Source organism: Leisingera sp. S2M4, assembly GCF_055398055.1.
The window spans coordinates 2,009,057-2,025,479 of the sequence record NZ_AP040861.1; the positions used below are offsets into that span (position 1 = coordinate 2,009,057).

Here is a 16,423-nt window from a genome sequence, read left to right on the forward strand (position 1 = left end):
ATGACACAACGAACCGTGATCAAGGGCGGCACCATCGTCGCCGCCGACCGCAGCTATGAGGCCGATGTCGCCATCGAGGATGGCAAGATCGTCCAGATCGGCGCAGGCCTGAGCGGCGACAAGGTGCTCGACGCCGCCGGCTGCTACGTCATGCCCGGCGGCATCGACCCGCATGTGCACCTGGAAATGCCCTTCATGGGCACCCATTCGGCGGATGATTTCGAATCCGGCACCCGTGCGGGCCTTGCGGGCGGCACCACCATGGTGGTGGACTTCTGCCTGCCCAGCCCCGGGCAGTCGATGCTGGAGGCGCTGGAGGCCTGGCACGCCAAGTCGAAACGCGCCTGCGCCGACTATTCCTTCCACATGGCGGTGACCTGGTGGAGCGAGCAGGTCTTCAACGAGATGCAGCAGGTGGTCGACCTCGGCATCAACTCCTTCAAGCATTTCATGGCCTACAAGGGGGCCTTGATGGTGGAGGACGACGAGCTGTTCGACAGCTTCCGCCGCTGCGCCGCGCTTGGCGCGCTGCCGATGGTGCATGCGGAAAACGGCGACGTGGTGGCCACCATGCAGCAGAAGCTGCTGGCCGACGGCATCCGCGGGCCGGAAGGCCACGGGTTGTCGCGCCCGCCGGAGGTCGAGGGCGAAGCCACCAACCGCGCCATCATGATCGCCGACATGGCGGGCGTGCCGCTCTATGTGGTGCATACCTCCTGCGAGCAGGCGCATGAGGCGATCCGCCGGGCGCGCCAGAAGGGCATGCGCGTCTTTGGCGAGCCGCTGATCCAGCACCTGGTGCTGGATGAGAGCGAATACCGCAACCCGAACTGGGACCATGCCGCGCAGCGGGTAATGTCGCCGCCGTTCCGTGACAAATCCCATCAGGACAGTCTCTGGGCCGGTCTTCAGGCGGGCTCCTTGCAGGTGGTTGCCACCGACCACTGCGCCTTCACCGTGGAGCAGAAACGCACCGGCATCGACGATTTCACCAAGATCCCCAACGGCACCGGCGGTCTGGAAGACCGCATGCCGGTGTTGTGGACCGAAGGCGTCAACACCGGCCGCCTGACCCCGAACGAGTTCGTCGCGGTCACCTCCACCAACATCGCCAAGATCCTCAACATCTACCCGCAGAAGGGCGCGATCGTGGAGGGCTCCGACGCCGATCTGGTGGTCTGGGATCCCAAGAAATCCAAGACCATCTCGCCCGAGACCCAGCAGTCGGTGGTGGAATACAACGTCTTTGCGGGCCGCGAGGTCACCGGCTTGCCGCGCTACACCCTCAGCCGGGGTGAGGTCGCGGTGGACGATGGCAAGGTCTGCGCCACACCGGGCCACGGGCGCTTTGTCGAACGTGCCCCCTTCCCGGAGGTGAACAAGGCGCTGTCGAAATGGAAAGAGCTGACCGCCCCGCGGCAAGTCCAGCGCTCGGCGGAAAACATGCCCGCCTGCGTCTGATCGAGGTTCCCCGGTGCAAGCCGGGGAATTTTCACATCTGGCGGACCCCGCGACAACAAGAAGGGGCCGTCGCAAGCCAAATAACAGGGAGAACTGATAATGGCTGATATAACAAGCGGATACACCGCACCCGGCGCCCAATCGGCGCAGCAGGTTGATCTGGCTGGGATCGACCCGGAGCTGTACAACGAGGACCAGCTGCCCACCACCGCAGAGCAGCGGACCTGGGACTGGCTGGCGATTGCCGCGCTCTGGGTCGGCATGGTGGTCTGCATTCCGACCTACCTCCTGGCCTCCTACCTGATCGGCTCGGGCATGAGCTGGGATCAGGCGGTGCTGACCATCCTGGCCGCCAATGCCATCGTGCTGATCCCGATGGTGCTGGTCGGCCACGCGGGCACCAAATACGGCATCCCCTTCCCGGTGCTCTTGCGCTCCTCCTTCGGCCCCACCGGCGCCAAGATCCCCGCCGTGGCCCGCGGCATCGTCGCCTGCGGCTGGTTCGGCATCCAGACCTGGGTCGGCGGCTCGGCGATCTTCGTGATCCTCAATACCCTCACCGGCGGCGCGCTGGCGGGAGAGCCGCTGGCCATCCTCGGCATCAGCGCGGGTGAGTTCATCTGTTTCCTCGCCTTCTGGGGTCTGCACCTCTACTTCATCAAGAACGGCACCGAGTCGATCCGCTGGCTGGAAACCTACGCGGCCCCGTTCCTGCTGGCGATGGGTCTGGCGCTGCTGGGCTGGGCCTATGTCAACGCGGGCGGCTTCGGCGAGATGCTGTCGACCCCCAGCGCCTTTGATCCCGGCCAGCCGCAGGAAGGCCAGTTCTGGAAAGTGTTCTGGCCCAGCCTGACCGGCATGATCGGCTTCTGGGCGACGCTGGCGCTGAACATCCCCGACTTCACCCGCCACGCACGCAGCCAGAAGGACCAGTTCCTCGGCCAGATGGTCGGCCTGCCGATCCCGATGGCGCTGTTTGCCTTCATCGCCTCCGCCGTGACCTCGGCCACCGTGGTGATCTTCGGCGAGGCGATCTGGGACCCGATCCAGCTCTCCGAGAAGATGGGCGGCCTGTCGGTGATCATCGCGCTGTTCGCGCTGATCGTGGCAACGCTGACCACCAACCTCGCGGCCAATGTGGTGGCGCCGGCACATGGTTTCGCCAACCTCGCGCCCAGCAAGATCAACCTCAAGCGCGGCGGCTACATCACCGCGGGCATCGGCATCGCCATGTTCCCCTGGGTGCTGGTCAACCACATCGTCGGCTGGCTGATCGCCTATTCGGCGCTGCTGGGGCCGATCGCGGGCGTGATGCTGGCGGACTACTACCTGCTGCGCAAGACCAAGCTGGAAGTCGCTGACCTGTTCAAGATGGACGGCATCTATTCCGGCAAGAACGGCACCAACTGGGCCGGTGTCTGGGCGCTGGTGATCGGCATCCTGCCGAACCTGCCGGGCTTCCTTGCCGGTGTCGGCCTCACCGCGGGCACTTCGGATTTCTTTGCCACGATCTACACCTATGCGTGGTTCGTGGGCCTCTTCGTGGCTGGTGCCGCCTACCTGGTGCTGTCGAAGATCCTCAACAAGTAACACCAAGGCCGGGGCTGCCATCGGCGGCCCCGGTGCTTTCTTTTCGGCGCGCCCGGCCTCAGCTGCCGACGGTGATGCCGATCTTGCCCATGTGGGACTTCTCCAGAAAGGCTTCCTGTGCCACGCGCAGATCGCGCAGGGCAAAGACCTCCGCCACCAGCGGGCGGATCTCGCCTGCCTCGATATAGCGGATCAGGTCGGTGAACACCTCCGGTGCCTGCCGGGTGCTGCCGATCAGGGTCAGATCCTTCAAATACAGCGTGCGCAGGTCCAGCTCGACGATCGGCCCGGCAATCGCGCCCGAGGTGACATAGCGGCCCCGCGGCGCCAGCGCCTCCAGCAACTCCGGCCAGCGCGGTCCGCCGACGAGATCCAGCACGACATCGAAACCGTCCTGCGGCAGCGCCGCGTCGCGCGCCAGCACTGCGTCGGCCCCCAATGCGGCCAGGGCCTCGGCCTTGGCCGGGCTGGTCACGGCGGTGACATGCGCGCCACGGCGCTTGGCCAGCTGCACCGCGGCCGAGCCGACCCCGCCGGAGGCGCCGGTGATCAGCACCCGTTCTGCGCCCAGTGCGGCACGCTGGATCATGCCTTCGGCGGTGGAGAAAGCGCAGGGGAACGAGGCCAGCTCGACATCCGACAGCGCGCTGTCGATGCGCAGCGCTTGGTCCGAGGCCGCCACGGCATAGGCTGCAAAAGCGCCGTCGCATTCCGAACCAAAGGTTGCCAGCGCATTCGCCTCCGCCCCGGCAGGGTGGAACATCGGCCGCACCAGCACCCGCTCGCCCAGCCGGGACGCGGGCACATCCGCGCCCAGGGCGACGATCTCGCCGCAGCAGTCCGCCCCCTGGATGCGCGGAAAGCTGAGCGCCCCGGACCAGCCGCCATCGGCATCGGAGGCGCCGCCATAGCCTTCCGTCGCGGCAGAGCCGGTGTCGCCGCGCACCGCCTTGGAATACCAGCCCGTGCGGGTGTTCACGTCTGTGTTGTTCACCGCCGAGGCGCCAACCCGGATCAGCACCTCGCCCGGGCCGGGGCGCGGCACCGGCACATCCTCGCGCCACTGCAGCTTGTCCAGTCCGCCATGGCCGGTCAGCACCATGGCGCTCATCGTTTGGGGCAGGGTCATCGCATCGCTCTCCAGTGTAGAATGGTTGCTCTACTTGCATGGGTAGAGGGATCATTCTACATCTGTCAACCATGGCAGAGATGATCGAGAGAATATCCGCAGGGCTTGAGCGCGCATTTGCCGCCCGCGGGTTTGCGTCACCCAGCGTCGAGGAGCTGCGCGATGCGGCGGGCGTCAGCCTGCGTACGCTGTACAAATACACGCCCTCGCGCGCAGACATGGTGCTGGCCGCGCTGGAGCATAGGCACCGGCGCTACATGGCGCGGATCTTTACCGAGTTGCCGGAGGCGCAGAGTGGGGCGCTGGATACCCTGTTGGCCCGGGTTGGTGGCTGGATGGCCGAGGAGGCCGCCCACGGCTGCCTGTTCCACGCCGCAGTGGCCGCCGATCCCGACAGCGCCCGGCTGCGCGCGCTGCTCCAGCGCCACAAGGCCGAGGTCGCGGAGCGTGCGGCCAGCGCCTGCGGGCTGCCGGGGCGCGAGGCGGAGCTTTTGCTGCTGATCGAGGGGCTCACCCAGTCCTGGCCGCTGCATGGCGCGCAGGCGGTTGCGGCGGCGCAGCGGCTGGGTCGCGCGCTGATTCAGGCGCCGCAATAGCAAGGTCGCAACAGGCTGCGGCGCGGCCGCGGCCAGGATGCACAATCGGTGCACAAACGGCTGGCGCAGCTGTTCCCGGAGCGGGTGCGCTGGTGTCTATCGTCTTGATAATGAAGGGTGTTTGGTGGAGCCTAGCGGGATCGAACCGCTGACCTCCTGCATGCCATGCAGGCGCTCTCCCAGCTGAGCTAAGGCCCCAAACCTGTCCGCTTCCGTGTCCGTTCCGTTTCCGGTGTGGTCCGTCTTGCGGTGTGAGCGTCGTTTACGGGACAGCGGCGCGGGCTGCAAGAGAAAAAATGCGCCGGGGTCCAATTTTTTTCAGCTTCCGCTGAAAGCTGTCCGGGAGAGCGGTAACTCCCCCGAACGGCGAGCGTTTTCAGGAGTCATCCTCGGGTGTCGACACGTCTGCGATCTCGTCCAGAGAGACGTTGTCCTCGTCATCGTCGTCATCCAGGACATCATCGCCCAGGTCCACGTCGACCGCGTCGTCATCATCCAGAACGACGTCATCGGCATCCGCCGATTCCTTGGCCTTCAGGGTTGCCGCGTCCTCGGCATCCGCTTCGATCATCCGGGTCTTGCCGGTGTCCACCTCGACGACCTCGCCCGTGTAGGGGCTGATGATCGGGTCCTTGTTCAGGTCATAAAAGCGTTTGCCAGTGGTGGGGCAGACGCGCTTTACACCCCATTCTTCCTTGGGCATGTGGATCCCCTTGATTTACTGGTGAGTCGTATCGACGATTCCGGTGCCTTGCCATATGAGGGTGGCACTGTCAAAGCCTTTGCCGGAAAGGGGCATCTGCATGGCCGAATATCACCTGTCCGGGACACCGCCGGTGCCCCTGACCCTGCGCCGCTCCGGGCGGGCAAGGCGGATCAGCCTGCGGATCTCCTCGTTGGACGGGCGGGTGACGCTGACCCTGCCTGCGCATTTGCCGGACCACGCCGGTCTCGCCTTTGCCGAGGAAAAGGCCGACTGGATCCGCAGCCACCTCGCCCGGCACCCGGCCGCGGTGCTGGTGGGGCTTGGCGCGGTGCTGCCAATCGACGGGCAGGACAGGGTGGTGGAGCGGGCCGAGGGCCGCCGCATCGTGCTGGACGCGGGCCGGGTCGCGGTGCCGGGCACCAACCCGGGACCACCGCTGCAACGCTACCTCAAGGAGCTGGCCCGCAACCGCCTGGCGGAAGCATCGGATTTCTACGCCGCCCGGCTGGGGCGTGGCTACAGCCGCCTGACCCTGCGCGACACCCGCTCCCGCTGGGGGTCCTGCACCGCGGACGGTGCGCTGATGTATTCCTGGCGGCTGATCCTGGCGCCACCGGCGGTGCTGCGCTATGTCGCCGCCCATGAGGTGGCGCATCTGCAGGAGATGAACCACTCGCAGGACTTCTGGGCGGTGGTCGAACGGCTCTATGGCCGCTACCACGAGCCCCGCGCCTGGCTGCGCGAAAACGGCGCCAGCCTGCATCGCTATCGCTTCGATGCCACGGCCGAGGCCGCGCCGCCCGCTTGACGTGGCGCAATTTTGTGATCACATGGACGCATGACCTTGTCCAATCGCCCGTCTCCGGATGTCGCGGCCGTCGCCACGGTTGCCACCACCGCCCCCGTTGCCGCCGCGGCCCCCGCCCATGATAGGGTCTACCGCGCGCTGCGCACCCGTATCATGCACGGCGAAATCGCGCCCGGCGCGGCACTGACCCTGCGCGGCATCGGCCGCGACTACGAGGTCTCGATGACGCCTGCCCGCGAGGCCGTGCGCAGGCTGGCGGCCGAAGGTGCCCTGTTCCTGTCCTCTTCGGGCCGGGTGTCGACGCCGGAGCTGACCAACGAGCGGATCGAGGAGCTGGCCGCCCTGCGCGCCCTGATCGAGGTCGAACTGGCCAGCCGGGCGCTGCCGCGTGCGCATATGGCGTTGATCGACCGCTTGCAGCACATCAACAGCAATGTCGCCGAAATGGTCAGCAAGCGGGACGCGGTGGGCTATATCCGCACCAACCTCGAATTTCACCGCACCCTTTACCTGCGGGCGCAGGCGCCGGCCATGCTGGCGATGGCGGAGACCGTCTGGCTGCAGCTCGGGCCGACCATGCGGGCGCTGTACGGCCGGTTGCGGCGCACCGATCCGCCGCCGCACCACCGCCATATCATCGCGGCACTCAAGGCCGGGGATGAGCCGGGCCTGCGGTTGGCGGTGCGCTCGGACGTGACCCAGGGGTTGCGCCTGCTGGCCGGCTGACCTGGCGCTGGTCAGATGACCCGGTCCAGCGCGCCCTGCAGGGTCTCGGTGGTCGGGTCCGTTGCCTTGGGCACGATGCGGTAGCAGGCGTTGACGAGGCAGAACAGCGCAAAGCCCAACAGCCCGAGGCATAGCAGCGTGACCAGAACCCGGCCATACGCCTTGGTGCTGAGCCAGTCGAAGGCGCTGCCCATGCCCCCGGCCGGTGCGCCGGAGGACGACAGCGCCGCCTGCAGGATCAGCACGCCGATGATCGCGATGACCACGCCATGGGCGGCGATCCCCGCTTTCAGCAGGGTGTTCATATGCACCGTCGTGGGAACAGCGCGCAGGTGGGCGCGATAGGTCTCGCGCCAGGCCTTCTGCAGATAGTAGCCCGCGGCGCCGAGCGTCAGCAGCCCAGCCACGAAGACGGCGATGCGACCGCCCGGCTGCGCCAGCAGCGTGGCAAGGCCGCTGCCCTGACCGCCTCCGCCATCGCCGAAACCCAGCAGGACGGCAACCGCCAGACCGCCAAGACCAAGATGCACCAGCCCGGTGGTGAACATGCTGACGCGCGCGACCAGCCCCTTGGCGCCGTTGCCATAGGCCTCCAGATCCCAGATGCTGTCGACCGCCCGCCACAGCGCATAGGCAAACAGCCCAAGCGCAATCAGGACGACGATCGCGGTGCCCCAGCCGCCCTGCAGCCATTCCAGGGCTTCGGCCGTTCCCTTGGCCTCGCCGCCCTGCCAGATCGAGTAGAGCGAGACCCCGGCGACCGCGAGATAGACCAGCGCCCGCCCGGCATAGCCCGCGCGCATGACCGGCACCGCCCAGGCGAAATCCTCCGCGTTCACGGCCTCAAGGCGCTGGCGGCGGGCATGGCTTTGCGAAGTATCGGGTAACATGGCGGGGTCTCCGGGGCACGCGGGCTGAGCGGCGCTCATGATACCAATGCGCGAGACGCGGGATGGTTCCGCGACAGCCGTTCAGGCCCGCTCAGCCGGATGCCTTCAGCCCACGCCCCACCAGCGCAGCGTCTGCCTGAAATGGTGCTGGATGGCGGCCGTCGCGGCCTCGCCGTCGCGGGCCTCCAGCGCATCGATGATGGCCAGATGCTCGGTCATTGCCGAGGCGATCCGGTCCTGCAGAAACGGGCGTGCATTCTGGATGATGGCAATCCGCATCCGGTTGGCTGCGTAGGCAGCGGTCAGCTGCGCGTTGTCCAGCCCGGCGGCGAGGTAGTCGTGCAGCGACAGGTCCACCGCGATGGCATCGCCGCCGGGATGCGCGCCCGGCGCTTGCGCAGCACTGTCGAGGAAGCTTTGATGGCGTTCGCGCAGGGCGGCCAGACCGTCCAGAGACTCGCTGGAAATGCGTCGGCGTGCGCCCTCCTGGTCCAGGACCATGCGAAAATCGAGGCATTCTCGAATGGTTTCGGGGCGCGCTTCCATCACCTGGATGCCGCGCTTGGGCAGGGTGGTCACCAGCCCCAGGGAGCTGGCGTGCTTGACCGCCTCGCGCACCGCCGAGAGCGGCAGTTCCAACATGGTAACCAGTTGGGACATCGACAGAAACTGGCCGTCGCGCAGGGTGCCGTTTCGCAGTGCCTGCCACAGGGCTTCCTGCGCCTTGGCGGCCAATAGCTGAACATCTTTGGTTTGGGTCATCGGTGGTCCCTAGGCCGCATTGCCTGCGGATTCAATAAGGTGCTTTCTGGAATTCCTTACGGACTTCTACCTAAAATACAGTCTAGCATGTTAGTTGCAAGAGCAGTTTCAGGGACGCTGGCAGCAGGCAGAACCGCCAGCCGCAGAACTGCAGCAGGGAGACTGAAATGACGACAACAGACAATATGCCAATGGCGCACGGCGGGACGCTCGATCCCGAGGGCAACGCGCTCAACCCCGTCGAACCACAGGAAAAGACCTGGGGCTGGTTCGCCATCTTCAACATCTGGGCCAACGACGTGCAGTCGCTGTTCGGCTATTCGCTGGTGGCCTCGCTGTTCATCTCCTACGGGGTGGGCGGCTGGACCGCCTTTGCGGCGCTGATCTTCTCCGGCCTCTTCGTGATGTGGATGGTCAACCTCTCCGGCGCGCCGGGCGAGAAATACGGCATCCCCTATCCGGTGCTGGCCCGCGCCAGCCTCGGCACCCAGGGGGCCAAGCTGCCCGCGGTGCTGCGGGCCACGGTGGCGGTGTTCTGGTACGGGGTGCAGGTCTATTTCGCCTCCACCGCGCTGGCGCTGCTGATCCGCTCGCTCACCGGCATCTCGGGCGGTGCCGAGATCCTTGGCCTGACCGGCATCGACTGGCTGTCCTTCGTGATCGTCTGGGGCTTCCACATCGTCATCTTCTGGCGCGGCATGGCCTGGGTTGAAACCTTCCTCAACATCGCCGGTCCCTTCGTCTACGTGGTGATGATCGGCCTTGTGATCGTGCTGTGGCAGCGCTCCGACGGGCAGCTTCTGACCGCCACCGCCACCATCTTTGCCAACCCCGAGGGCACCTTCTGGAGCGAGCTCCGCGGCTTCATCGCCATCGTCGGCACCATGGTCGCCTATTTCGCGGCGGTGATGATCAACTTCAGCGACTTCTCGCGCTATTCCCGCAGCCGCGAGTCGATGGTGATGGGCAATCTCGCCGGGCTGCCGTTCAACATGATCCTGTTCTCGGCGCTGGCCCTGTTGACCACCGGCGGTGCTGCCGTGGTCTTTGGCGAGGAGATCATCAACCCGACCGAGATCGTCGAGCGCACCGACAGCGTGCTGTTGGGCGTGATCGCCGCGATCACCTTCTTTGCCGCCACCGTCGGCATCAACCTGGTGGCCAACTTCATCCCCGCGGTGAACGGCATCGCCAACCTGTCGCCCGAGAAGATCAGCTTCCGCAAGGCGGGTCTCATCACCTCGCTGTTCGCCCTGGTGATCGGCGGTTTCTGGAACAGCTTCATCAGCCAGTTCGGCATCAGCGGCTTCGTCAACACTTTGGGCGCAACGCTGGCACCGATCTTTGGCATCATGATCGTCGATTACTACCTGCACCGCAACCAGCAGCTCGAGCTGGCCGACCTCTACGACATGAAAGGCGGCGCCTACCATTATGACAACGGCTGGAACGGCGCCGCGGTCAAGGCCTTCGGACTGGCGGCGATCTTCTCGGTGGCCACCGTCTGGGTGCCGTGGTTCGCCTTCCTGTCCGGCTACAACTGGGTGATCGGTGCGGTTCTCGGTGGGGTGGTCTACCACCTGATGGCCAAGGGGCGCAGCGCGGGCTGATCGCGCCGCTCATCACGGCAACAAAAAACCCGGCGCCAGCGCCGGGTTTTCCTGTTGTCTGCGGGGCAGGTGGCTCAGGCCGCCAGCCCTTTCGAGCCGATGTCGAGGAACTTCTTGCGACGGTCGCGGATCAGCTCCTCGGCGCTCTTGCCGTCCAGCTCTTCCAGCATCTCGGAGATTGCCTTGGCAACCGCGTTCATCGCGGCCTTGGGGTCGCGGTGCGCGCCGCCCAGCGGCTCGGGGATGATGCGGTCGTTGACGCCCAGCTTGTTCAGATCCTGCGCCGTCAGACGCAGCGCCTCGGCGGCTTCGCGCATCTTCTCGGCATCCTTCCACAGGATCGAGGCGCAGCCTTCGGGGCTGATCACCGAATAGATCGAATGCTCCAGCATCGCCACGCGGTTCGCCGTGGCAAAGGCCACCGCGCCGCCGGAGCCGCCCTCGCCGATGATCACCGAGATCAGCGGCACGCCGATCTTCAGGCACATCTCGGTCGAGCGCGCGATCGCCTCGGACTGGCCACGCTCCTCGGCGCCCTTGCCGGGGTAGGCGCCGGCGGTGTCCACCAGGGTGATCACCGGCAGGCCGAAGCGCCCGGCCATCTCCATCAGCCGCACCGCTTTGCGATAGCCCTCGGGGCGCGCCATGCCGAAGTTGCGCTCGATCCGGGACTTGGTGTCGCTGCCCTTCTCGTGGCCGATCACCATCACCGGCTGGTCGTTGAACCGGGCCAGCCCGCCCATCACCGCCAGGTCGTCGGCAAAGTTGCGGTCACCGGCCAGCGGCGTGAACTCGGTGAACAGCGCCTCGATGTAATCCTTGCAATGGGGGCGTTCGGGATGCCGCGCCACCTGGCATTTGCGCCAGGGGGTCAGGTCCTTGTACAGGTCCTTCAGCAGCTGGGCTGCCTTGGCATCCAGCGCCGCGGCCTCGTCGGCCACATCCATTTCTTCATTCGCGCGCGCCAGCGCCCGCAGCTCCTCCGCCTTGCCTTCGATTTCGGCCAGCGGTTTTTCGAATTCCAGATACTGGGTCATGGTGCCTCTGCTCTGACGGTTTGCAGCTATATGGCCTTAGCGGCGGCAAGATGCAACTCGGCAAGCGGCGGCGTGTTCCACGGCGGCCGTCATGCCTGCTGCAGCAGGATCCACACCAGCGAGGCAACCAGCACCGCGGCCATCGTCCAGTTGAATGCCCGCAGTTGCGCCGGTCGGCGCAGCAGCCGCCGCAGCTGCTGGCCCAGCATGGTCCAGGTCGAGGCCGAAAAGCAGCCGATCAGCAGATAGGTTCCGGCCACCCACAGGATCGCGCTCAGGTCGCGGCTGGCGGCATAGAGCGTGATCGCCCCCAGCGCCATCGCCCAGGCCTTGGGGTTCACCCACTGGAAGGCGCAGGCCTGCACGAAGCTCAGCGGGCGGCCCTGCGCCGCGCTGTCCTCGGGCGGGGCGGCATTGGCGATCTTCCAGGCCAGCCACAGCATGTAGACCACCGACAGCGCCGTCATGATCGTGGTCAGCGGCGGGAAGGCCTCGAACAGCTGCATCACGCCGAGCCCGACGGGCACGATCATCAGCGGAAAGCCGATGGCCACCCCCAGCAGATGCGGGATCGAGCGCTGAAAGCCAAAATTCGCGCCCGAGGCCATCAGCATCAGGTTGTTGGGGCCGGGGGTGAAGACGGTGCCAAAGGCAAAGGCGGCCAGGGCCAGGAAGAGTTCGTAAGTCATGTGCGCAAGATTGCGCGAAATATGCCAAATGAAATTGCGTTTTGCGTCGCCTTGGCGGTAGTTTTGCAATCAATGGCGAAAAATGACCGAATAAACCAGCGGATATTGCAGGAACTGACCCGTGATGGCCGCATCAGCAACCTCGACCTGGCCGAGCGCGTGGGCCTGTCGCCGTCGGCCTGCCTGCGCCGGGTGCAGGAGCTGGAGCGCAGCGGCATCATCACCGGTTACCGCGCGGTGCTGGACCGCCAGCAGATGGGGCTGGGCTTTGTAACCTATATCGGCGTCGGGCTGGGCGAGCACACCAAGGAGGCGCAGGAGGCTTTCGAGCGCGCCATGCAGGCCGCGCCCGAGGTGGTGGAATGTCACAACATCACCGGCACCATCGAATACCTGTTGCGCGTCGAATGCGCCGACCTGCCCAGCTACAAGCGGTTCCACACCGATATCCTCGGCACCTCGCCCTATGTCACCGCGATCACCACCTATGTTGTGATGGGCTCGCCCAAGGATCTGCGCGCGTGACCCGGCGGCGAGGGCGGGATTTTGAGTATTTAAGGGAAAGATGAAGGGCGGAACGGCGCGTTTCATCTTTCCCCAAATACTCATTGCGCGGCATCGCCATCTTGCGCGGCGCCGGTGTTGCGCGTCTTGCGTACGCCGCTGTCACCATATCCTAAGGTGCATCAGGCACTCTGCTGCCTGATCGCGATTTCCCGTCGGGCCTGACACCCCCGGCACTCCTGGAACCGGATCCGCTTTTGCGGGCCGTGCAGAGACAACGTTTAGCACGCGGGCGGATACGCCCGTCCACCTCCGCCTGTTTGGCGGCGCCGCCAGCTTTAATTTTCTCTGGCCATGAGCGTTTGGGCGTTCAGCGCAGAAAGACAGATCAGCGCAGGGCGGTCCCGCCGCCTCCCGGCAGCCAGCCAGGAAAGAAGGGCGCCCGCCACTGCGGGACGCCCCTGTTGGCGTGGCAAGGCCGTCTGTCAGCTCTCGGCGATCAGCTCCGCCTGGGCCACGATCACCTCGGCCTGCTTGATCGAGGCGATGTCGACCAGCCGCCCCTTGTAGACGGTGGCACCGGCCCCGCTGGCCTTGGCCGCCTCCATCGCGGCGAGGATCTCGCGCGCCTCGGCCACGGCGGCGGCGGAGGGTGTGAACACCTCGTTGGCGAGGCTGATCTGGCTGGGGTGGATCGCCCATTTGCCGACCATGCCCAGCGTCGCCGAGCGTTTGGCCTGCGCGATATAGCCCTCGGCATCCGAGAAATCGCCAAACGGCCCGTCCACCGGCAGGATGCCATGGGTGCGGCAGGCGGCGACGATCGCGGCCTGCGCCCAGTGCCAGGGGTCGGACCAGTGTTTCTGCCCCTCGCGCAGCATGTAGTAGTTCTCCTGGGTGCCGCCGATGCCGGTGGTCTGCATCCCCATGGAGGCGGCAAAATCCGCCGCCCCCAGGCTCATCGCCTGCAGGCGGGGCGAGGAGGCGGCAATCGCCTCCACATGGGCGATGCCCGCCGCCGATTCGATGATCACCTCGAAGGAGACTGGCTTGGTGCGGCCCTTGGCGCGCTCGATCGCGGTGACCAGCGCGTCCACCGCATAGACGTCCTCGGCGCAGCCCACCTTGGGGATCATGATCTGGTCGAGCCGGTCGCCCGCCTGCTCCAGGATGTCCACCACGTCGCGGTACCAATAGGGGGTGTCCAGCCCGTTGATCCGCACCGACAGGTATTTCTTGCCCCAGTCCACCGTATTGATCGCTTCGATCACGTTGGCGCGGGCCTGTTCCTTGTCCGAAGGCGCCACCGAATCCTCGAGGTCGAGGTTGATCACATCCGCGTCCGAGGCCGCCATTTTCGGAAACAGCAGGGACTTGGAGCCGGGGCCGAACAGCTGGCAGCGGTTGGGGCGGGCCGGGGCGGCAGGCTGGATGCGAAAGCTCATGGCGGCATGTCTCCGGGTAATGAAATTGCTTGTTGCTCAGTGCTTGGGTTATTAAATTGCGCATCGTCACGCAAGGAAATTTTGCACCTGCGGCAAGGAACGCCGCGTTGCGGCATTCCGGCGGGCGCGGCGGCCTGATGGATGATTGCGCGATCCCGGTGATCGGGCAAGCGGAAGGCGGCTTTGCCGTCCGGATGCGGGAGGATCTTCGAATGATTGCGCTAAATGAAGGAGGAAATCACCGTATCGGAATAATCTTTCGCGATTATGAGAGGAATTTGCATGGCAAACCGGACAGACTGGCGCGGAAGAACGAGATCAAAGACCAAGAAGGAAGCGCGCGATGATCGAGACCCCCTATCTGCTGTTCCTGGGCGACGCGCCTGACATGCTGGCCGCCAAGGTTGCCATCGGCATCCGCGACTGGCGCCCCGAGCATGCGGTCGGCCAGATTTCCCTGCCCGGCTGCGGCGCCGATCTGGGCCTGACCGAGATGACCCTGGCCGAGGCCAAGGAAGCCGGTGCCAAGACGCTGGTGATCGGCGTGGCCAACCGCGGCGGCGTGATCTCTCCGGCCTGGAAGGAAGTGCTGATCGCGGCGCTGGAAATGGGCTTTGACATCGCCTCTGGCCTGCACAACCTGCTGCGCGACGAGGGCGACCTGGTCGCCGCGGCGCAGACCTATGGCGGCACCCTGCATGACGTGCGCGTGCCCACCGTCGGCTACCCGATCGCCAACGGCAAGAAGCGTCGCGGCAAGCGCTGCCTCGCCGTGGGCACCGATTGCTCGGCGGGCAAGATGTACACCGCGATGGCGATGGACGCCGAGATGCAGAAGCGTGGCATGAAGTCGACCTTCCGCGCCACCGGCCAGACCGGCATCCTGATCACCGGCCACGGCGTGCCGCTGGACGCGGTCGTGGCGGACTTCATGGCGGGCTCGATCGAGTATCTGACCCCGGACAACGATGACGACCACTGGGACCTGATCGAGGGGCAGGGCTCCCTGTTCCACGTCTCCTACTCGGGTGTGACCATGGCGCTGATCCACGGCGGCCAGCCGGATGCGCTGATCCTGTGCCACGAGCCGACCCGCACCCATATGCGCGGCCTGCCGGAGTATGACGTGCCCTCGCTGGAAGAGCTGCGCGACCTCGCGCTGCCGCTGGCGCAGCGTGCCAACCCCGCCTGCAAGGTGGTCGGTATTTCCGTCAACACCCAGCATCTGTCCGAGGAAGAAGCCAGCAAATACCTGGCCGAGACCGAAAAGAGAATGGGGCTGCCGGCGGTGGATCCCTATCGCCACGGCGCAGGCCGCCTGGTGGACGCGCTGGACGCGATCTGATCTAACCACCCCGCCGGAGGCTTTCAGGCGCGCCCTGGGGAGCCTCCGGCGGGAGTATTTTTTGAAAGATGAAAAGGCGGGATGCCTGTCCGGGCCGGCGGTGTGCCGGTCTGGTGCGGCAGCGGCCTGCCACAGGGAAAGGGACAGGCCATGCAGGTTTCCGTCACCCGCGACGTATTCAAACTGGCGCAGGTGTTCACCATCTCGCGCGGCTCGCGCACCGAGGCCAAGGTGCTGACCGTGCGGATCGAAAAGGACGGTGTCACCGGCTGGGGCGAATGTGTGCCCTATGCCCGCTACAACGAGACGCTGGAGAGCGTGACCGCCGAGATCGAAGGCCTGCCCGCCGAGTTCACCCGGCAGGAGCTGCAATCCTTGCTGCCTGCCGGTGCCGCCCGCAACGCCGTCGACTGCGCGCTGTGGGACCTGGAGGCGAAACAGGCCGGAAAGCGCGTCTGGGAGCTGGCGGGCCTGCCGGAGCCGAAGCCGGAGATCACCGCCTATACGCTGTCGCTCGACACGCCGGAGAAAATGCAGCAGCAGGCGGCGGAGAACGCCCATCGGCCCTTGTTGAAAATCAAGCTCGGCACCCCCGATGACATGCCGCGGCTGGAGGCGGTGCGGGCAGGCGCGCCGGACGCCAAGATCATCATCGACGCCAACGAGGGCTGGTCGGCCGCGGTCTATGCGGACCTTGCGCCGCATCTGGTGCGCCTTGGTGTCGAACTGGTCGAACAGCCGCTGCCCGCGGGCGAGGATGAGGCCCTCATCGGCATGGAACGCCCGGTGCCGGTCTGCGCCGACGAGAGCTGCCATGACCGCGACAGCTTGGCGAAGCTCAAGGGCAAATACGATGTCGTCAACATCAAGCTGGACAAGACCGGCGGGTTGACCGAGGCGCTGAAATTGCGCGATCAGGCGCTGGCCGAGGGCTACCAGGTGATGGTTGGCTGCATGGTCGGCTCGTCCCTGGCGATGGCGCCCGCGACGCTGGTGGCACAGGGTGCGGCGGTAACGGATCTTGACGGGCCGCTGCTTCTGGCCGAAGACCGCGAGGAACCATTGAAGTTTGACGCCGACGGGGTCCACCCCCCGAAAGCTGCCCTGTGGGGGTGAGGAGAAAAA

17 protein-coding genes and 1 tRNA gene are annotated in these 16,423 nt (G+C 66.0%); 10 read left to right on the forward strand and 8 right to left on the reverse strand.

Annotated elements, in window-relative coordinates; translation table 11 throughout:
- Together hydA and ACZ52D_RS09760 are read left to right on the forward strand one after the other, a co-directional pair.
- On the forward strand, window positions 1–1,461 hold the full coding sequence (gene hydA / locus ACZ52D_RS09755) for a dihydropyrimidinase (protein WP_464441196.1): 1,461 nt from the start codon (window positions 1–3) through the stop codon (window positions 1,459–1,461).
- 99 nt (window positions 1,462–1,560) lie between these two features.
- Complete coding sequence (locus ACZ52D_RS09760; RefSeq protein ID WP_369928855.1) at window positions 1,561–3,051, forward strand: NCS1 family nucleobase:cation symporter-1; 1,491 nt, start codon at window positions 1,561–1,563, stop codon at window positions 3,049–3,051.
- A gap of 58 nt (window positions 3,052–3,109) precedes the next feature.
- Here the strand turns inward: ACZ52D_RS09760 and ACZ52D_RS09765 are convergent, their stop codons facing one another.
- The gene (locus tag ACZ52D_RS09765; protein ID WP_464441197.1) at window positions 3,110–4,180 is read right to left on the reverse strand and encodes an alcohol dehydrogenase family protein; all 1,071 of its coding nucleotides are present in this window, start codon (window positions 4,178–4,180) and stop codon (window positions 3,110–3,112) included.
- A gap of 71 nt (window positions 4,181–4,251) precedes the next feature.
- Here ACZ52D_RS09765 and ACZ52D_RS09770 point away from each other — a divergent pair, with 71 nt between their 5' ends.
- A complete protein-coding gene (locus ACZ52D_RS09770; RefSeq protein ID WP_464441198.1) occupies window positions 4,252–4,776 on the forward strand; it encodes a TetR/AcrR family transcriptional regulator in 525 nt (174 codons plus the stop codon).
- Between the two features lie 122 nt (window positions 4,777–4,898).
- Here ACZ52D_RS09770 and ACZ52D_RS09775 read toward each other — a convergent pair.
- A tRNA-Ala gene (locus ACZ52D_RS09775) sits at window positions 4,899–4,974 on the reverse strand.
- Window positions 4,975–5,152: 178 nt separating this feature from the next.
- A complete protein-coding gene (locus ACZ52D_RS09780) occupies window positions 5,153–5,479 on the reverse strand; it encodes a TIGR02300 family protein (RefSeq protein WP_222454703.1) in 327 nt (108 codons plus the stop codon).
- 100 nt (window positions 5,480–5,579) lie between these two features.
- Here ACZ52D_RS09780 and ACZ52D_RS09785 point away from each other — a divergent pair, with 100 nt between their 5' ends.
- Complete coding sequence (locus tag ACZ52D_RS09785; RefSeq protein ID WP_369928849.1) at window positions 5,580–6,290, forward strand: M48 family metallopeptidase; 711 nt, start codon at window positions 5,580–5,582, stop codon at window positions 6,288–6,290.
- Window positions 6,291–6,320: 30 nt separating this feature from the next.
- On the forward strand, window positions 6,321–7,016 hold the full coding sequence (locus ACZ52D_RS09790) for a GntR family transcriptional regulator (RefSeq protein WP_222454705.1): 696 nt from the start codon (window positions 6,321–6,323) through the stop codon (window positions 7,014–7,016).
- A gap of 11 nt (window positions 7,017–7,027) precedes the next feature.
- Here ACZ52D_RS09790 and ACZ52D_RS09795 read toward each other — a convergent pair whose 3' ends face one another.
- Together ACZ52D_RS09795 and ACZ52D_RS09800 are read right to left on the reverse strand one after the other, a co-directional pair.
- Window positions 7,028–7,906 (reverse strand): DUF1206 domain-containing protein, encoded by an 879-nt coding sequence (locus ACZ52D_RS09795; RefSeq protein ID WP_464441199.1) that lies wholly within the window; start codon window positions 7,904–7,906, stop codon window positions 7,028–7,030.
- 105 nt (window positions 7,907–8,011) lie between these two features.
- Window positions 8,012–8,668, reverse strand: a complete 657-nt coding sequence (locus ACZ52D_RS09800; RefSeq protein ID WP_417473133.1) for a GntR family transcriptional regulator — start codon at window positions 8,666–8,668, stop codon at window positions 8,012–8,014.
- A gap of 167 nt (window positions 8,669–8,835) precedes the next feature.
- Here ACZ52D_RS09800 and ACZ52D_RS09805 point away from each other — a divergent pair, with 167 nt between their 5' ends.
- Window positions 8,836–10,278 carry an NCS1 family nucleobase:cation symporter-1 gene (locus ACZ52D_RS09805; RefSeq protein ID WP_464441200.1) on the forward strand — a complete coding sequence of 481 codons (1,443 nt, stop codon included), beginning with the start codon at window positions 8,836–8,838 and terminating at the stop codon, window positions 10,276–10,278.
- Between the two features lie 74 nt (window positions 10,279–10,352).
- On the opposite strand, the gene ACZ52D_RS09810 is transcribed toward ACZ52D_RS09805, so the two are convergent.
- Window positions 10,353–11,315, reverse strand: a complete 963-nt coding sequence (locus ACZ52D_RS09810; protein ID WP_222454709.1) for an acetyl-CoA carboxylase carboxyltransferase subunit alpha — start codon at window positions 11,313–11,315, stop codon at window positions 10,353–10,355.
- 89 nt (window positions 11,316–11,404) lie between these two features.
- Window positions 11,405–12,004 carry a LysE family translocator gene (locus ACZ52D_RS09815; protein WP_369928841.1) on the reverse strand — a complete coding sequence of 200 codons (600 nt, stop codon included), beginning with the start codon at window positions 12,002–12,004 and terminating at the stop codon, window positions 11,405–11,407.
- Window positions 12,005–12,076: 72 nt separating this feature from the next.
- Between ACZ52D_RS09815 and ACZ52D_RS09820 the strand changes: the two genes are divergently transcribed.
- Window positions 12,077–12,529: an Lrp/AsnC family transcriptional regulator gene (locus ACZ52D_RS09820; protein WP_222454711.1), complete on the forward strand. Its 453-nt coding sequence runs from the start codon at window positions 12,077–12,079 to the stop codon at window positions 12,527–12,529.
- 464 nt (window positions 12,530–12,993) lie between these two features.
- Here the strand turns inward: ACZ52D_RS09820 and ACZ52D_RS09825 are convergent, their stop codons facing one another.
- Window positions 12,994–13,953 carry an L-malyl-CoA/beta-methylmalyl-CoA lyase gene (locus tag ACZ52D_RS09825; protein ID WP_222454712.1) on the reverse strand — a complete coding sequence of 320 codons (960 nt, stop codon included), beginning with the start codon at window positions 13,951–13,953 and terminating at the stop codon, window positions 12,994–12,996.
- Window positions 13,954–13,982: 29 nt separating this feature from the next.
- Between ACZ52D_RS09825 and ACZ52D_RS09830 the strand changes: the two genes are divergently transcribed.
- From ACZ52D_RS09830 to dgcA, 3 genes are all read left to right on the forward strand, one after another.
- On the forward strand, window positions 13,983–14,300 hold the full coding sequence (locus tag ACZ52D_RS09830) for a hypothetical protein (RefSeq protein WP_464441201.1): 318 nt from the start codon (window positions 13,983–13,985) through the stop codon (window positions 14,298–14,300).
- Window positions 14,297–15,298, forward strand: a complete 1,002-nt coding sequence (gene dgcN, locus ACZ52D_RS09835) for an N-acetyltransferase DgcN (RefSeq protein WP_369928833.1) — start codon at window positions 14,297–14,299, stop codon at window positions 15,296–15,298. Before ACZ52D_RS09830 ends, dgcN begins: the two co-directional genes overlap by 4 nt.
- Window positions 15,299–15,448: 150 nt before the next feature.
- Window positions 15,449–16,414 (forward strand): N-acetyl-D-Glu racemase DgcA, encoded by a 966-nt coding sequence (gene dgcA, locus ACZ52D_RS09840; RefSeq protein WP_417473124.1) that lies wholly within the window; start codon window positions 15,449–15,451, stop codon window positions 16,412–16,414.
- Window positions 16,415–16,423: the final 9 nt, after the last annotated feature.

Bases quoted from the DNA above. Each gene is read 5' to 3' on its own strand.
- dgcN (WP_369928833.1), top strand. From the start codon at position 14,297: ATGATCGAGACCCCCTATCTGCTGTTCCTGGGCGACGCGCCTGACATG.
- ACZ52D_RS09780 (WP_222454703.1), bottom strand. From the start codon at position 5,479: ATGCCCAAGGAAGAATGGGGTGTAAAGCGCGTCTGCCCCACCACTGGC.
- ACZ52D_RS09825 (WP_222454712.1), bottom strand. From the start codon at position 13,953: ATGAGCTTTCGCATCCAGCCTGCCGCCCCGGCCCGCCCCAACCGCTGC.
- ACZ52D_RS09760 (WP_369928855.1), top strand. From the start codon at position 1,561: ATGGCTGATATAACAAGCGGATACACCGCACCCGGCGCCCAATCGGCG.
- ACZ52D_RS09770 (WP_464441198.1), top strand. From the start codon at position 4,252: ATGGCAGAGATGATCGAGAGAATATCCGCAGGGCTTGAGCGCGCATTT.
- ACZ52D_RS09815 (WP_369928841.1), bottom strand. From the start codon at position 12,004: ATGACTTACGAACTCTTCCTGGCCCTGGCCGCCTTTGCCTTTGGCACC.
- ACZ52D_RS09765 (WP_464441197.1), bottom strand. From the start codon at position 4,180: ATGACCCTGCCCCAAACGATGAGCGCCATGGTGCTGACCGGCCATGGC.
- ACZ52D_RS09800 (WP_417473133.1), bottom strand. From the start codon at position 8,668: ATGACCCAAACCAAAGATGTTCAGCTATTGGCCGCCAAGGCGCAGGAA.
- ACZ52D_RS09795 (WP_464441199.1), bottom strand. From the start codon at position 7,906: ATGTTACCCGATACTTCGCAAAGCCATGCCCGCCGCCAGCGCCTTGAG.
- ACZ52D_RS09810 (WP_222454709.1), bottom strand. From the start codon at position 11,315: ATGACCCAGTATCTGGAATTCGAAAAACCGCTGGCCGAAATCGAAGGC.
- ACZ52D_RS09805 (WP_464441200.1), top strand. From the start codon at position 8,836: ATGACGACAACAGACAATATGCCAATGGCGCACGGCGGGACGCTCGAT.
- hydA (WP_464441196.1), top strand. From the start codon at position 1: ATGACACAACGAACCGTGATCAAGGGCGGCACCATCGTCGCCGCCGAC.
- ACZ52D_RS09820 (WP_222454711.1), top strand. From the start codon at position 12,077: ATGGCGAAAAATGACCGAATAAACCAGCGGATATTGCAGGAACTGACC.
- ACZ52D_RS09790 (WP_222454705.1), top strand. From the start codon at position 6,321: ATGACCTTGTCCAATCGCCCGTCTCCGGATGTCGCGGCCGTCGCCACG.
- ACZ52D_RS09785 (WP_369928849.1), top strand. From the start codon at position 5,580: ATGGCCGAATATCACCTGTCCGGGACACCGCCGGTGCCCCTGACCCTG.
- dgcA (WP_417473124.1), top strand. From the start codon at position 15,449: ATGCAGGTTTCCGTCACCCGCGACGTATTCAAACTGGCGCAGGTGTTC.